The organism is Exiguobacterium sp. HVEsp1, from assembly GCF_002009685.1.
In the GTDB taxonomy this organism is placed as follows: Bacteria; Bacillota; Bacilli; order Exiguobacteriales; family Exiguobacteriaceae; genus Exiguobacterium; species Exiguobacterium profundum.
The window spans coordinates 1,073,311-1,089,043 of record NZ_KV917367.1; the positions used below are offsets into that span (position 1 = coordinate 1,073,311).

13 protein-coding genes are annotated in these 15,733 nt (G+C 47.3%); 10 read left to right on the plus strand and 3 right to left on the minus strand.

The genetic code is table 11. The features are described 5' to 3' along the window. Positions 1 to 20 precede the first annotated feature (20 nt). From BV910_RS05540 to BV910_RS05560, 5 genes are all read left to right on the plus strand, one after another. Positions 21 to 899, plus strand: coding sequence for a transcriptional regulator CcpC (locus tag BV910_RS05540; RefSeq protein WP_031421506.1), 879 nt, complete (start codon positions 21 to 23; stop codon positions 897 to 899). Beyond that, on the plus strand, positions 896 to 2,017 hold the full coding sequence (locus BV910_RS05545) for an N-acetyldiaminopimelate deacetylase (RefSeq protein WP_078146623.1): 1,122 nt from the start codon (positions 896 to 898) through the stop codon (positions 2,015 to 2,017). Before BV910_RS05540 ends, BV910_RS05545 begins: the two co-directional genes overlap by 4 nt. Positions 2,018 to 2,276: 259 nt before the next feature. After that, on the plus strand, positions 2,277 to 3,665 hold the full coding sequence (locus BV910_RS05550; RefSeq protein WP_074037383.1) for a cytochrome ubiquinol oxidase subunit I: 1,389 nt from the start codon (positions 2,277 to 2,279) through the stop codon (positions 3,663 to 3,665). Between the two features lie 14 nt (positions 3,666 to 3,679). After that, positions 3,680 to 4,711 carry a cytochrome d ubiquinol oxidase subunit II gene (locus BV910_RS05555; protein ID WP_015881251.1) on the plus strand — a complete coding sequence of 344 codons (1,032 nt, stop codon included), beginning with the start codon at positions 3,680 to 3,682 and terminating at the stop codon, positions 4,709 to 4,711. A 130-nt stretch (positions 4,712 to 4,841) separates the two neighbouring features. Beyond that, a complete protein-coding gene (locus BV910_RS05560) occupies positions 4,842 to 5,504 on the plus strand; it encodes a potassium channel family protein (protein WP_015881252.1) in 663 nt (220 codons plus the stop codon). 78 nt (positions 5,505 to 5,582) lie between these two features. On the opposite strand, the gene BV910_RS05565 is transcribed toward BV910_RS05560, so the two are convergent. Next, positions 5,583 to 6,371: a Cof-type HAD-IIB family hydrolase gene (locus tag BV910_RS05565; protein WP_205728289.1), complete on the minus strand. Its 789-nt coding sequence runs from the start codon at positions 6,369 to 6,371 to the stop codon at positions 5,583 to 5,585. A gap of 200 nt (positions 6,372 to 6,571) precedes the next feature. On the opposite strand from BV910_RS05565, the gene rnjA reads away from it, so the two are divergent. Beyond that, positions 6,572 to 8,239, plus strand: a complete 1,668-nt coding sequence (gene rnjA, locus BV910_RS05570) for a ribonuclease J1 (RefSeq protein ID WP_015881254.1) — start codon at positions 6,572 to 6,574, stop codon at positions 8,237 to 8,239. A 61-nt stretch (positions 8,240 to 8,300) separates the two neighbouring features. Continuing rightward, the gene (locus tag BV910_RS05575) at positions 8,301 to 9,758 is read left to right on the plus strand and encodes a phospholipase D family protein (RefSeq protein WP_078146624.1); all 1,458 of its coding nucleotides are present in this window, start codon (positions 8,301 to 8,303) and stop codon (positions 9,756 to 9,758) included. A gap of 42 nt (positions 9,759 to 9,800) precedes the next feature. Here BV910_RS05575 and BV910_RS05580 read toward each other — a convergent pair whose 3' ends face one another. Further along, positions 9,801 to 11,426, minus strand: coding sequence for an alpha/beta hydrolase (locus tag BV910_RS05580; protein WP_168169839.1), 1,626 nt, complete (start codon positions 11,424 to 11,426; stop codon positions 9,801 to 9,803). A gap of 1 nt (position 11,427) precedes the next feature. Beyond that, complete coding sequence (gene def / locus BV910_RS05585; RefSeq protein ID WP_078146626.1) at positions 11,428 to 11,967, minus strand: peptide deformylase; 540 nt, start codon at positions 11,965 to 11,967, stop codon at positions 11,428 to 11,430. Between the two features lie 331 nt (positions 11,968 to 12,298). Between def and pdhA the strand changes: the two genes are divergently transcribed. The 3 genes from pdhA (at position 12,299) to BV910_RS05600 (ending at position 15,733) form a co-directional block, all read left to right on the plus strand. After that, entirely contained in the window at positions 12,299 to 13,384 is a 1,086-nt protein-coding gene (pdhA, locus tag BV910_RS05590) for a pyruvate dehydrogenase (acetyl-transferring) E1 component subunit alpha (protein WP_015881258.1), read from the plus strand. A 3-nt stretch (positions 13,385 to 13,387) separates the two neighbouring features. Further along, positions 13,388 to 14,365 (plus strand): alpha-ketoacid dehydrogenase subunit beta, encoded by a 978-nt coding sequence (locus BV910_RS05595; RefSeq protein ID WP_015881259.1) that lies wholly within the window; start codon positions 13,388 to 13,390, stop codon positions 14,363 to 14,365. 78 nt (positions 14,366 to 14,443) lie between these two features. Continuing rightward, the gene (locus BV910_RS05600) at positions 14,444 to 15,733 is read left to right on the plus strand and encodes a dihydrolipoamide acetyltransferase family protein (protein ID WP_015881260.1); all 1,290 of its coding nucleotides are present in this window, start codon (positions 14,444 to 14,446) and stop codon (positions 15,731 to 15,733) included.

Here is a 15,733-nt window from a genome sequence, read left to right on the forward strand (position 1 = left end):
ATAGAGAAACAGGTGACGTGATGCAAGTTTCGGAAGTAGAAGTGTTAATTATTCTTGCGGAAGAATTGAATATGCGTAAAGCAGCCGAGCGATTGTTTGTCTCACAACCAGCGCTCAGTCAACGGCTCGTGACCATCGAACATCAGTGGGGGAAGAAGATTTTCGTTCGCTCCACAAGAGGGCTCGCATTGACGCCAGATGGAGAGAAAATCATCGAGTTCGCCAAAAAGATGTACAGTGAAGAACAAGAACTAAGGGGCGAACTGACGGCCAACCAAGGAGAAGTGTACGGAACGTTGAAAATAGCCGTCGCCTCCATCATGGGACAGTATTGGCTACCCAAGGTATTGAAGACGTTCGTCGAACGCTATCCGTCCGTCCGTGTCAAATTGGTCACCGGATGGTCGAGCGAAATGATGCGTTACATGCTCGAAGAGAATTTCCATATCGGAATCATCCGAGGAAATCCGGATTGGCGAGGGGAACGGATGAAGTTGTTCTCTGATTCCTTGCATTTGGTCGATCTGAAAATGACCGACCTCTCTCAACTAAAAAACAACGAGCGCTCGTTTATTCAATTCAAGAGCGACTCGACGTATTACCAGGAAATATTAGAGTGGTGGCAGGAACGATTTTCGAGCCCGCCTCTGACGACGCTTGTCGTCGACCAAATCGAAACATGCAAACAGATGGCGTTACACGGAATCGGGTTCGCGATTCTTCCGGAATCGACCATCAAAGATGTGAATGAGATGAATAAGATTCCATTGACGTCGTCGGGTGGCGTGCCGCTCGTCCGGGACACATGGATGCTTTCAACAGAATCGATGTTGGAGCTGGCGCAAGTCCAGGCGTTTTGGAAGATCGTCGAAGAAATTACGAAGGAGACTGAGTTATGAATTGGGCAATTGAAGCGAGAAGACAGCTGCATTTAATTCCGGAAGCCGGATATGAAGAGTTCAAAACACAAGCGACGCTTGAGCAATTGATTCGATCGCTCGATTCGTCACGTGTTCATATCACGCACTGGCGAACAGGTCTTTTCGTCCGTGTAGATGGTCTCGTCGGTGAGAAGACGATTGGATATCGAGCCGATATGGATGGACTGCCCATCACGGAAGAGACGGGGCTAGAGTTCGCATCGATTCACGAAGGCATGATGCATGCATGCGGACATGATGTGCACATGTCAATCGCACTTGGATTAATTAAACGAGCGGTCGAGGAACCGCTTAACCATCACCTTGTCGTCTTTTTCCAACCGGCCGAAGAGGGACCGGGTGGTGCCGAACCGATGGCGAAATCAGAATTGTTCTATCACTTCCGCCCGGATGCATTGTTCGGCTTACATGTCGCACCTGAATATCCTGTCGGCATGGTCGCGTCACGACCGGGCGTGTTGTTCGCGAGTGCGCGAGAGCTCCATATCACCATTCATGGAAAAGGGGGGCATGGTGCTTTCCCTCACGCGGGAATTGACGCTGTCATCGTTCAGGCCGCTCTCATCATGCAACTGCAAACGATTGTGTCTCGTAACATTGACCCGATGGGAAGTGCGGTCGTCAGTATCGGAAAAGTCGCAGCAGGAACGAAAGAAAATATTATCGCCGATACGGCCAAACTGGATGGGACGGTCCGCGCCTTGTCTGACAAAGAAATGGTCGTGCTGGAAAGCCGGATTCGTCAAATCATCGCCGGAGTCGAGATGACGTATAACGTGCAAATCGACCTTGAATTCGGCAATCGGTATCACGAAGTCGTCAATGACGAACGTTATCTTTATCAATTCGAGGAAGCGGTTGAAGAAGTCGGCTATTCTTATAAAACATGTGTCCCTGCCATGACGGGTGAGGATTTTGGATATATGTTGAAACAGGTCCCCGGATTTATGGTTTGGTTAGGAGTGAACGATATGGGGTCAGGACTCCATCAATCGACACTCAACCCGGATGAACGTTCGATCGAAGTGGCCATCGATCTATTCGACCATTACTTCCGAACTGTCATGATTCAATAACACGAAGCGGTCTCGATTGAGCCCGCTTTTAGTGTGCCCAAAAAGGAGTGAACGAGTGAGAAAAAGGGAAAGATTTATTCATGTAAAGCGACGATTTTGTGGCGATTGCTCAAATGTGAACATTTTGCGAACTCGAGCATTGAGACATTACAGCGCAATATAAAATCATTATGATGTAAGTATCGAAGGGTATTCATCTGTGATTGTCGTTTCATACATGGGTTCGAAGCGATAGAGAGAGATAGGAGGTAATCAATAGATGTTTCAAGATCCTGTCCTGATGAGTCGAGCATTGACGGCACTCACATTAGGTTTTCATGTGATTTTTGCCACACTCGGCGTCGGGGTTCCACTTTTAATTTTATTGGCAGAATTTTTAGGGATTCGTAAAAAAGACCCGAAATACACGCTCATGGCTCGACGCTGGTCCCGCGGCTATGTCGTGACGGTAGCGGTTGGGGTTGTGACGGGTACGGCCATCGGTCTGCAGCTTTCACTCCTATGGCCGAACTTGATGCGCGTTGCGGGTCAAACGATTGCGCTCCCGCTTTTCATGGAAACGTTCGCCTTCTTCTTTGAAGCGATTTTCCTTGGTATTTACTTGTACACGTGGGATCGATTTAAAAATCCGTGGCACCACATGCTCCTCGGGATTCCGGTTGCCGTCGGTGCATTGTTCTCAGGGTTCTTTATCACAACGGTAAACAGTTTTATGAACCAGCCTGTAGGGTTTGATATTGTCGATGGTCGATTGGCAAATGTCAGCCCGCTCGAAGCGATGTTCAGTCCGGCCATGCCGACGAAAATGGCACACGTGTTGACTTCGGCTATTTTAACATCCGCGTTCATTCTAGCTGCGATCGCAGCCGTTCAGTTGTTACGTCAACGTCGAAATCAACTCGACAAGATGTCAATCGAGTATCATAAGAAAGGTCTTCGTCTGACGATGACGGTCGCTTTGATCTTTGCGATCGCGACAGCGCTTGTCGGTGACTTCTCAGGTAAATATTTGGCTCAGTATCAACCAGATAAATTAGCAGCTGCAGAATGGCATTTCGAAACCTCCTCCGAGGCCGAATTGATTTTGGGCGGATGGTTAGAAGATGATGGGCAAGGTGGCTATGAAGTTCGAGGCGCCTTGAAGATTCCTTACGCCCTCTCTATTCTTGCAGGTGGTGTCCCGAACTATGAAGTGACGGGTCTCAATGAATTTGCGAAAGAAGATCAACCGCCGCTCTTCGTTCACTATCTATTTGATGCGATGGTCGGAATTGGGATGCTTCTCGCGCTCATCTCCTTCCTGTTCGTACTCGGACGATATATTAAACGTTTGAACCAGTTCAGCAAGCCGATGCTCTTTGCGATTGCAGCCGGTGGACCTCTTGCCATGGCGGCGATTGAGTTTGGTTGGTTCTTCGCTGAGTTTGGTCGTCAACCTTGGGCGTTATATGAGTTGATGCGTACGAGTGAGGCAGCTACGACATCAGCGAACGTCGGTTGGATGCTTGTCGCTTTCGCGATCCTCTACGCGGTACTCGGAACAGTGACTGTGGTTGTCCTATCACGCCTGTTCAAAGAGAATCCGGTAGGAAAAGAACTAAAACAATCCGAGCATCGTGGTGAAGCGATGTTTGCGGATGAAGTGTGATCGGAGGATATGACATGCAAATTCAAGAATTAGGGATTGCCGTCTTATGGACGTTTCTATACGGCTACCTCATCGTCGCATCGATTGACTTCGGTGCAGGCTTCTTCGCTTTCTATAGCCGCTATACGAAACGTGATCACTTAGTGAACCGTCTCGTCAAACGGTATTTGTCACCGACATGGGAAGTCACGAACGTATTCTTCGTGTTCTTCTTTGTCGGGATTGTCGGATTCTTTCCGGACACTGCTTATTACTATGGTACGGCCTTGCTCGTTCCAGCGTCTGTCGTGTTAATCTTGCTTGCGATTCGTGGTAGCTTCTATGCGTTCGCTAACTATGGGTCAAAGGAGAGCACGCTCTATATGTTCCTCTATGGGGCGACGGGATTACTCATCCCAGCTTCGATGTCGACGGTCTTAACTGTCAGCCAAGGTGGTTTCATCACAGAGACAGAGAACGGCGTCTTCTTTGACGGGGCGAAGTTGTTCACCAACTTCTACTCGTGGACGGTCGTCATCTTGGCGATTGTCTCTGTCCTCTATATTAGTGCCATGTTCCTCTTGTTCTATGCGGACAAGGCACGTGACCAAAATGCCGTCGAACTTGTTCGAAAATGGGCTCTATTTTGGAGCGTCCCGACGATTATCGCATCGGGTCTCGTCTTCTTCGGGTTGAAGTCGCAAGCTGCGTGGCATTACGAAAGCATCCTAGGAGGGAACTGGTGGTGGTTTGCGATGAGCTTCTTGTTCTTCGTCATCGCCGTCTCCTTCGTTTATATGAAACGAAATTACGGGATTGCCTTCTTGATGGTCATGGGTCAGTTCTTCATGGCATGGTTCGGCTACGGATACTCTCACTTGCCATACATCCTGTATCCGTATATCGATATTAATGGAAGTGTCGTCAACGAGTCGATGGCGGTGGCACTTGTCATCGTATTCATCTTAGGGTTGCTCCTACTCGTTCCGGCGCTCTATCTCTTGCTCCGTTTGTTCTTGTTCGACAACGACTACGTACGAGGGAAACGCTCGAGTGGAAAAGCATAATGGCAAGAACGGGATTTCCTTTATTTGAAGGGAATCCCGTTTTGTTTTTTATATAGAGTTTTGAAGTGGAATCAGTTACACTGAACGAAGAATCAAGAAGAGAACATGTGTAGGAAAGGGATGTAGCATCATGACAGGTGAATTTGCAGTCATCGGGTTAGGACGATTTGGAGGGTCGATCGTCCGAGAATTGTCTTCAAATGGATATGACGTCCTCGCCATCGATTCAGATGAGGAACGTGTCAATGAGTTTATGGGATTGGCAACCCATGCCGTGATTGCCGATACAACAGATGAGAATGTGTTAAAGAGTTTAGGGATTCGTAACTTTGAACATGTGATCGTCGCCATCGGGGAGAATATTCAAGCTTCCATTTTGACGACGTTGATTTTAAAGGAACTCGGTGTCCAAATCATCACGGTCAAGGCGACGAACGATTACCATGAAAAAGTACTCCGTCGAATCGGGGCGGATAACATCGTCCACCCTGAGCGAGATATGGGCGTACGAATTGCCAATGGGTTGATGAGCCAGAGTATCCTCGACTACCTCGAATTATCGAATGAACATTCGATTGTCGAAATTAAAGCATCGGACAAGTTATCGAACAAATCCCTCATCGATTTGGACTTGCGAGCGAAGTACGGGGTGAACATCGTCGCGATTCGTCGCGATGACGATGTCCTGATTTCTCCTCAAGCGGATGAGATGATTTTATCGGAAGATATTTTGATCATCATCGGGAAGGATACCGATTTGGATCGACTAGAGCGCACACTTCGTTCGAGATAAAAGAAAAGACCTTTGGAGCGATGCCGCGATCGTTGAATCGATTGATCCAACTCGACGGTTTGACTCCAAGGGTCTTTTTTAGATGAGCTTCATCGCCTTTAGGCCGTACTCGATTCCATCTTCAAGGATGGATTTCGTGACGAAATCCGCCACGTCTTTCGCTTCAGTGCGACCATTGCCCATGGCGATTCCTGTCCCTACATACTGAAGCATGGCCAAGTCGTTCAATGCATCTCCGAAAGCATACGTATTCTCCAGACGGTAGCCGTTGGTCTCAATAAAGTGACGGATGCCGTCTGCTTTACTGGCTCCCTTATTGATCACGTCCATCGCATGAGGATGCCAACGGATAAAATCGAACTCACGATAAGCATTGATATAACGATGCTCGTCTTCAGGCGTGCAGTACAGTAACGTCTGATACACATCCTCTTCTGCGTGGAAGTTCGGTTCGAATGAAGGGATCGGCATGTCGAGTTCGCCGAGCGATTGTTCAACGATGGCGTCGTTCGGTTTTGAAGCACCACCACGGTCCTGTCCCAAATAGACGAGAGTATGGTCATTTGAAGAAGCGTGCGTCGTCAAGCGACCGAGTGCATCTTTCGAGAGCGTGTTACGATAGACGATTTCACCTTTGTGCACGACAATCTGACCGTTGTAACAAACGAGACTATCAATCCCGACACGTTCTGGGATGTCGGATAGCATGGCCGGTCCTCGTCCCGTCGCGATGAACGTCTCGACGCCGTTTGCCTGAAGTGCTTGAATCGCTGAAATCGTGGAAGGCGGGATATAACTACCTTCATGTAAAAGCGTGCCGTCAATGTCGAAGAAAACAACCTTTTGATCTTCCATTTGATTCACCATTCTTTCTCTTTATCTAAAAAATATGTTTTCTGAACCCACTAAAAGGATAACACGAAATAGGGAAACTACCACGAATATCACATCGTTAGTGAAATATTGTCATGATATGAGCTATAATGAAAAAAGAATCTTACGGGCATATTCGAGAATCACTTATGTTTCACATAGATGTATTAATAATTGAAGTAAGGAGAGATTAAATGAAGTTTGTTAAGAACCACCAAACAGCCGTGTTCGCATTGGGCGGACTCGGAGAAATCGGGAAGAACACATATGTTGTTCAATTCCAAGATGAAATCATCGTCATCGATGCGGGAATCATGTTCCCAGAGGATGACTTGCTTGGAATCGACTATGTGATTCCTGATTACTCGTACTTGATTAAAAACAAGGACAAAGTAAAAGGGGTATTCATCACTCACGGTCACGAAGACCATATCGGGGGAATTCCATTCTTATTGAAGCAAGTACAATTGCCGATTTATGCGACGAAACTCGCGCTCGGATTGATCAAAGTTAAACTTGAGGAGCATGGGTTGCTTCGTGAGGCGGAGCTCCATGAGATTGATGAGGATTCACTCATCAAGTTCCGTAAGACGAGCATCTCGTTCTTCCGCACGACGCACTCGATTCCGAACTCACTCGGTGTCGTCGTCAAGACGCCACAAGGGAACATCGTCCATACGGGTGACTTCAAGTTCGACTTCACTCCGGTAGGCGAGCCGGCAGACCTTGCCAAGATGGCGGAAATCGGAAAAGAAGGCGTACTTTGTCTCTTGTCCGATTCAACAAATGCAGAAGTGGAAGGCTTCACGATGAGTGAGAGCGTGGTCGGTGGGACGATTAGTGAGACGTTCCGGAAAGCGGACGGTCGAATCATCTTTGCGACGTTCGCATCGAACATCTATCGCTTGCAACAAGTGGTCGATGCGTGTGCCGAGACAGGTCGTCATCTCATGATTTTCGGTCGTTCGATGGAGAAAGTCATGACGATCGGACAAGAACTCGGTTTCATCAACGTGCCAAAGGGTATGATTATTGAGGCGAATCAGATGCGTCACTACGACCCGAATGAAATCGCGATTCTTTGTACCGGATCGCAAGGGGAACCGATGGCAGCGCTCAGCCGTATTGCAAATGGGACGCACCGTCAAGTGTCGATCATTCCTGGGGATACGGTCATCTTCTCTTCTTCTCCAATCCCAGGTAACGCCATCTCGGTCGGGAAGACGATTGACCAGTTGTATAAAGCGGGAGCGGATGTTGTCTACGGTAAGTTGACGAACATTCATACGTCAGGTCACGGTTCGCAACAAGAACAGTTGTTGATGATTCGTCTTCTGAATCCGAAATTCTTCATGCCGATTCACGGCGAGTACCGTATGTTGAAAAAGCATGCTGAGCTTGCTGAATCGGTTGGAATCCCGAAAGAGAACAGTTTCGTTATGGATAATGGCGAAGTGCTTGCTGTCGACTCGGAGTCGGCTGCGGTCACTGGTAAAATTTCTGCGAACGCTGTGTATATTGATGGGAATGGAATTGGTGATATTGGGAATATCGTATTAAGGGATCGCCGCATTCTGTCTGAAGATGGACTTGTTGTTGTCGTCATCAGCATCGATGGCAAGACGCGCAAACTCGTCTCAGGACCAGATATCATCTCACGTGGATTCGTCTACATGCGTGAATCAGGTAGTCTGATTCGTGATGGCGAACGATTGTTGAAGAAAACCGTCGAACAAGGATTGTCCAATAAGCAGATGAAGTGGTCGGAGATGAAGCAACTCGTCTCAGACACCCTCACACCTTACTTGGCACAAAAGACGCGGAGACACCCAATGGTCCTGCCGATTATTATGGAAGTATGATTTGACGGGCTGTAGGAGACTACAGCTCGTTTTTTTCACCGCAAAAGAGGAGGGGGAGCTTATGGCGAAGAAAAAGGGGAAGAAAGGGTGGCTGAAATGGGGAGCCGCAATCATTGCGGTCATTTTTCTCATCACGCTCGTTTATCATCAAGTCAAACCATTACCGGAAGGCGTGTCGAGACAATCTGAACCGTACCTCATCACAGATGACCAAATCGATTTTCTTCATGATTTGACCTATCAAGGGGAAGATACAGAGATTGTCGAACAGGAGATATTTAGTGAAGTTGAACGAGCGATACGTGAGGCAAAAGAATATATCGTCATGGACTTTTTCTTATTCAATCCTTATTCGAATGAAGACCGACAATATCCGGACATTACATCGCGCCTATCTTCAGCATTGCTTGAGCAAATGAAACGATATCCGGACTTGAAAGTCGTCTTCATCACGGATGACATCAATACCAGCTATAACGGTCATGTTTCTGACCACTTCGATGTACTGGAGGAGGCAGGGGTAGAAGTCGTGTACACAAATCTCGATGCTCTTCGTGACCCGAATATTTTATACTCCACGTTTTACCGGATGGCGATTCAGTGGTTCGGCAATAGTCAAGACGGATGGCTACCGAACCCGATGGCCTCTTCGGCACCGGACATTACGGTACGTGCATATTTAAGGTTGCTCAATATCAAAGCGAACCATCGAAAAGTGATGGTCACCGAGAATGAAGGCTTTGTACTTTCCGCTAATCCACATGATGCCAGCGGATATCACTCGAATGTCGGTGTCCATTTAAAAGGACCGATTTTAAAAGAAATCGTTGAAGGTGAGCAAGCGGTCGCGACGTTCTCTAAAGGGGATGCACGGCGCTTCCCAGATGATGAAGCGCTGTCGAAGATTGAAAATGCGCCGAGCGAGGCACCGATGGAGATTCGTTATGTCACGGAAGGGAAGATTCAAGAGTCGGTGCTCGATGCAATGAATGGGGCGGACGATGGGGACATCATCTGGATCGGAATGTTCTATTTGGCAGATCGGAATATTATCCAAGCAATCGAGGATGCCGCCGGGCGCGGGGTGAAGGTGAACTTGATCCTCGATCCGAACACGAATGCCTTCGGTCGATCGAAATCAGGGTTACCGAACTTACCGGTGACGGCAGAACTGAACACCGTCAACCCGGAGCAAATCGAGATTCGCTGGTATGATGTCGCCAAGGAACAATATCATCCAAAAATCCTGTATGTGGATGGTGAAGAAAAGACAGTTGTCTTAGGTTCGGGGAACTATACGACCCGGAACATGAACGATTATAACCTAGAGGCAGACGTCGAAGTGACAGGAGAAGTGGATACAGCTTTCTTTGATGAAGTGGACGAGTATTTTAATCGTCTATGGAACAATGAGAATGGCACGTATACGGTAGCGTATGATGAGATTCAAACCGATCTCCCAATCGGAAAGTATATGATGTATTGGCTCCAAAAAGTCACATGGACGATGACGTATTAAAAAAACAGCTATCCTCAAAATTTGGGGATAGCTGTTTTGACGTTAGTTCGTCTCGATTGGATTAAACTCATTCGTGTATTCGTACAAGAATTTCCCAGTCTCTTTCAAGACGTCACTTTTACGGTGAAGCGAGAAATGGTCGTACGGTACCGTTTCTGTCTGAATGTTATTCGTATACTCTTCCAGTAACAGAGAACTCGCCGGCTCAATCAAATTGAATTCACCGCCTCGTCCAGAGAAGGAGAGTACCTGAACGGACCTTGGCCATGTCTCAAGCTTAGACTGGAATGCTTGTAGTCCGTCTGAGTTAGGGGACAAATCACGGATGGCAGGGCTTCCGGTGTTAATGCCGAAGTTACTGGCAGATAATCCGAAGTTCGCAAGGCGTGTCCCGCCGAACGGGCTATCGAACGTTACAAACTTATCGACGATGTACGTCTCTTGATTCAAGATATAGTTGGCAGCGGCTACGCCACCCATACTATGGCCAATGATATACATCCGGTCGAACGAACGATTTCTCGTTTTCTTATACGTTTCAATGGCTGCATTCAACCACTTTGTCTGATTGTTCAAAGAAGCCTCTGCATCTTCGAACTCGATTCGGACAATCGGACGAGTTGAACTAAAATCATATATTTCACAGTCGGCCTTGCCTTTGATAGTCACGGTACAAAGTGCTCCGTCAGTCGCTTGCCCACTTTGTTCCATCGCTTGAGAGAAACGGAGGAACGTCCGGTCTGTCCCGAGTAATCCATGAACTGCAAACGTAGGGATAAACTCATTCGTTTGAGAAGCTTGGCGAATCGCCTCGGATTGACGCTCGTTTGCCAACTCTTGTCGGAAGGTGACGATGATGAGAGCGAGTGAAAGTGAGACGATCAACAGTCCGAGGAGACGTGAACGAATGGATGTCTCTTTTGGGTTGCCAACATTCCGACGATATTTGCGCCAAATGAAGTAAGTCAATACGGCCGCTGCAATCAGAACGATTCCCGTCACGATCCAAGCTTTGACGTTCGGTACATGGGCAACTAGCTTCACGTTATTTTGCCGACCGCCGTAGACTTGCCACTCGACATGTTTCATAGAACGGAGGTCTAGGCCAGTTCCATCCTCAACGAATACGCCGGTCGGAACAGTCAAGTTAAAGCGAATGTCGGCTTGGCGGATATATCGTTCAGCCAATTTTTTGGGGGAGCCGGTTAGTTCAACACCGGGTAAGTCGACCCGATCGAGTCGGAGGTCGAGATTGGTTTGGAGTGTATATGAATCAAACCAAATGCCTTCCTGTTGCTCGATGTCGAACTGAATATCCGGAGGGACTAAAATACCGGCTGGTCCCGTTTTCCATTCCTCTTTAATCTGTTGCAACTCGTCCACATTTTTAAATGTCTTCTTTAAGACCATGCCTTCGTAGTCATCAGGACTTGAATAATCTTCTGTTTCATATCCGTTTTCTTCCGCCTGCTCTTTCCAAGTATCCCAGTCGAGTCTGAGATTGAGCAATTTCATGACTGGATGATCACGGAACGCGTAAGTCGTTTCAAGCGAAACAGATTGGTCATAGTGGACGGTCGCATCATAATTGATTCGCACACATCCACCGATTAAAAGAAATAAAAATGGGAATAGTAACAACAGTGCCCTTTTTCTCGAACTAAACATGTTAAATCGGTTCGCCGTATGTTTCTAACGGGTTCGACATATTGATCCGGTCATAGAACATGATCCCGTCTAAATGATCGAGCTCGTGCTGACATACGACAGCGCGCATTCCGCGCAGACGAAGCTTAATCGGCTTCCCGTCGCGGTCGAACCCTTCTAACGTGATTCGACGAAAACGAGGTACATTTCCTTTGACCACGCGATCGACCGATAGACAGCCTTCGCCGCCATTCAAAAATGTCTGTTCGACGGAATGACTTGTAATTTTAGGATTGAAGATGGAGAGTTTAAACGTCTCTTCCTCTTCTTGTAGCAATACTGTGAAGAAACGGCGATTTACACCGAGTTGAGGTGCGGCGATTCCGACACCACCTCGTAACTCGTATTTCTCGCTCATCTCTGGGTCTTGACTATTGACAAGAAACTTCTCCATCTCGTCGAGTAACGCCAAATCTTCTGTTGTTGGCGGAATCGAAACTTCGGCTGAACGCGCGCGAAGTCGCTCGTCTCCTTCGCGGATGACATCTTTCATGGTTAACATACACAACTTCCTTTCTATCGAACTTATATGATTGATTATATCATATTTAAACAGGAAGGAATGTGGATGGTACAGAAGGTGAAATGAAAATAATACAGTGGTGAAAAGGATGTCATATCCCTTGAATGTAAGCGTTTTATTTAGGTAAGCATATTTTTTGCGTTATTGAAACAACCCGTTTTATACTAACAAGGAAACGTCAGGAGAGGATAACTTTTCTGAATCACGTTAATACAGATTGCTTTTTTGGACAGATACACGTAAGATTTGAGATAGTGTTTGATCACAAAAAAGACAATTGTCTCATAGTTGAAAGGATGAGGTGAAACGAATGAACAACGTTCAGGTACTTCAAAACGTGGAAGAAAACTTCCAAACGTTCCGTATTCTCGACGAGAAGGGTGAGGTCGTCAACCAAGACGCAATGCCTGACCTAACGGACGAGCAACTTCAGGAGCTCATGCGCCGCATGGTCTATACTCGAATCTGGGACCAACGCGCCATCTCACTTAACCGTCAAGGTCGCTTAGGATTCTACGCGCCAGTGGCAGGTCAAGAGGCGACGATGATCGGGACGCAATACGCGCTCGACAAAGAGGACTGGATTCTTCCAGGATACCGTGATATCCCGCAACTCGTATTCCACGGACTTCCGCTTTATCAAGCGTTCTTGTTCTCACGTGGACACGTGGCAGGAAACCGCATCCCTGAAGGTGTCAACGTATTGATGCCACAAATCATCATCGGTGCACAAATCATTCAAACTGCGGGTGTGGCAATGGGCCTCAAACGCAACGGCAACAAAAATGTCGCCATTACTTACACAGGTGACGGTGGCTCATCACAAGGTGACTTCTACGAAGGATTGAACTTTGCAGGTGCATTCAAATCACCAGCAATCTTCGTCGTTCAAAACAACCGTTTCGCTATCTCAACTCCTGTTGAAAAGCAAACTGCAGCTAAAACGATCGCGCAAAAAGCTGTTGCAGCTGGAATCAACGGAATTCAAGTAGATGGAATGGACGTTCTTGCAGTGCTCGCAGCGACTCAACAAGCTCGCGTCGACGCACTCGAAGGAACACCGACACTCATCGAGTCACTCACTTACCGTTACGGACCACATACGCTCGCTGGGGATGACCCAACACGTTACCGTACAAAAGAACTCGACACAGAATATCAAGAAAAAGATCCACTCGTACGTTTCCGTCTCTTCCTTGAGAACAAGAAACTCTGGAACGAAGACATGGAGAACGAAGTGATCGAGCAAGCGAAAGCTGACGTGAAAGAAGCAATCAGCCAAGCAGACAAAGAACCAAAACAAAAAGTTTCGGACTTCATCAACAACATGTTCGAAGAACTTCCTTCAAACTTGAAAGAACAGCTTGAAGAATATACTGCAAAGGAGTCGAAGTAAGTTATGGCTCAAATGACAATGATCCAAGCGATTACTGATGCGATGCGCGTTGAAATGAAACGCGACGAGAAAGTACTTCTTTTCGGAGAAGACGTTGGTAAAAACGGTGGGGTATTCCGTGCGACGGAAGGTCTCCAAGACGAGCTCGGCGAAGACCGTGTCTTCGACACGCCACTCGCTGAATCAGGGATTGGTGGTCTTGCGATCGGTCTAGGTCTTACTGGATTCCGTCCAATCATGGAAGTTCAATTCTTCGGATTCGTATTCGAAGTTTTCGACTCAATCGCAGCTCAAATGGCACGTATGCGTTACCGTTCAGGCGGCGCTTACAGCCAACCAATCACAATCCGTTCACCATTCGGTGGTGGAGTTAAGACACCTGAGCTTCACGCGGACAGCCTTGAAGGTTTGATGGCTCAGACACCTGGTCTTAAAGTCGTTATTCCATCGACTCCGTACGATGCAAAAGGTTTGTTGATCGCGTCTATCCGTGACAACGACCCAGTCGTGTTCCTCGAGCACATGAAATTGTATCGTTCATTCCGTGGCGAAGTACCTGAAGGTGAGTACACAATCGAACTCGGTAAAGCGGATGTGAAACGTGAAGGTACAGACGTTTCAATCATCACTTACGGTGCGATGGTGCACACGTCACTCAAAGCAGCGGAAGAACTTGAAAAAGAAAACATCAACGTTGAAGTCATCGACCTCATGACAGTGAGCCCGCTTGATATCGACACAATCGTAGAGTCTGTTAAGAAAACAGGTCGTGCGATCGTCGTTCAAGAAGCACAACGTCAAGCAGGTATCGCAGCGAACGTTGTAACTGAAATTCAAGAGCGCGCAATTCTTCACCTCGAAGCACCAGTTCTTCGAGTAACTGCACCAGACACAGTCTTCGCATTCGCACAAGGTGAAGACATGTGGTTACCTGACCATAAAGATGTCGTTGCAAAAGTTAAGGAAGTTGTGAACTTCTAAGATCGTGTCGAATAAACGATGAGGGAGAATTGTCTCCCTTGTCGTGTTTACATGATGAATTGATGGGAGGAAAAACCAGTGGCAGTATTTGAATTTAAATTACCAGATATCGGTGAAGGTATTCACGAAGGTGAAATCGTCAAGTGGTTCGTAAAAGCAGGGGATACGGTCAAAGAGGACGATGTTCTTTTAGAAGTACAAAACGACAAAGCAGTCGTTGAAATCCCAGCTCCAGTCGACGGTACAGTCAAAGAAGTTAAAGTTTCTGAAGGTACAGTTGCTGTAGTCGGCGACGTCCTCATTACGTTTGACATCGAAGGCGACGCACCAGCAGGTGAAGAAGAAACACCTGAACAACCGAAAGCAGAAGAGAAGACAGAAGACGTAAAAGAAGATGTGAAAGAAGACGCGCCACGCGACGTTCAACTTCACAAATCTGAGCGTGTTATCGCTATGCCATCTGTCCGTAAATATGCACGTGAAAAAGGTGTCGACATCCGTGAAGTAAACGGTTCTGGCGACAACGGCCGTGTATTGAAAGAAGACATCGATGCATTCGCGAACGGCGAAGCACCGTCTGCAGAAGCTACAACAGAGAAAACAGAATCTGTAGCACCAGCAGCAGCTGCGAAAACGGAAATCAAGCCTTATGAGTCAGCGACTCCTGAACTTGAAACACGTGAGAAAATCCGTGGAATCCGTAAAGCCATCTCGAAAGCTATGGTTAACTCGAAACACACTGCACCACACGTTACACTCATGGACGAAGTCGACGTTACAAAACTCGTTGCACTCCGTAAAGATTTCAAACAAGTCGCGGCTGACCAAGGCGTGAAACTCACGTACTTGCCATTCGTCGTGAAAGCATTGACTGCTGCAGCGAAAGCATTCCCAACAATCAACGCTTCAATCGATGACGTGAACGAAGAAATCGTCTACAAAAACTACTACAACATCGGGATTGCAGCTGACACGGACAACGGACTCGTTGTACCAGTCGTAAAAGATGCAGACCGTAAATCAATCTATGCACTTGCTACAAACATTAACGAACTTGCAGGTAAAGCTCGTGAAGGTAAGCTCGCTGGGGAAGACATGAAAGGCGGATCGATCACAATCACAAACATCGGTTCAGCTGGTGGACAATGGTTCACACCTGTCATCAACCACCCAGAAGTTGCGATTCTCGGTATCGGCCGTATCGCTGAGAAAGCTGTCGTGAAGAACGGTGAAATCGTTGCTGCGCCAGTACTTGCACTTTCATTCAGCTTTGACCACCGCCTCATCGACGGTGCGACTGCACAAAACGCTCTTAACATGGTGAAACGCTTGCTCGAAGACCCAGCACTTCTAATGATGGAGGGATAA

Coding starts and splice junctions, on each gene's coding strand:
- BV910_RS05540 (WP_031421506.1), top strand. CDS start 21: ATGCAAGTTTCGGAAGTAGAAGTGTTAATTATTCTTGCGGAAGAATTG.
- BV910_RS05545 (WP_078146623.1), top strand. CDS start 896: ATGAATTGGGCAATTGAAGCGAGAAGACAGCTGCATTTAATTCCGGAA.
- BV910_RS05550 (WP_074037383.1), top strand. CDS start 2,277: ATGTTTCAAGATCCTGTCCTGATGAGTCGAGCATTGACGGCACTCACA.
- BV910_RS05555 (WP_015881251.1), top strand. CDS start 3,680: ATGCAAATTCAAGAATTAGGGATTGCCGTCTTATGGACGTTTCTATAC.
- BV910_RS05560 (WP_015881252.1), top strand. CDS start 4,842: ATGACAGGTGAATTTGCAGTCATCGGGTTAGGACGATTTGGAGGGTCG.
- BV910_RS05565 (WP_205728289.1), bottom strand. CDS start 6,371: ATGGTGAATCAAATGGAAGATCAAAAGGTTGTTTTCTTCGACATTGAC.
- rnjA (WP_015881254.1), top strand. CDS start 6,572: ATGAAGTTTGTTAAGAACCACCAAACAGCCGTGTTCGCATTGGGCGGA.
- BV910_RS05575 (WP_078146624.1), top strand. CDS start 8,301: ATGGCGAAGAAAAAGGGGAAGAAAGGGTGGCTGAAATGGGGAGCCGCA.
- BV910_RS05580 (WP_168169839.1), bottom strand. CDS start 11,426: ATGTTTAGTTCGAGAAAAAGGGCACTGTTGTTACTATTCCCATTTTTA.
- def (WP_078146626.1), bottom strand. CDS start 11,967: ATGTTAACCATGAAAGATGTCATCCGCGAAGGAGACGAGCGACTTCGC.
- pdhA (WP_015881258.1), top strand. CDS start 12,299: ATGAACAACGTTCAGGTACTTCAAAACGTGGAAGAAAACTTCCAAACG.
- BV910_RS05595 (WP_015881259.1), top strand. CDS start 13,388: ATGGCTCAAATGACAATGATCCAAGCGATTACTGATGCGATGCGCGTT.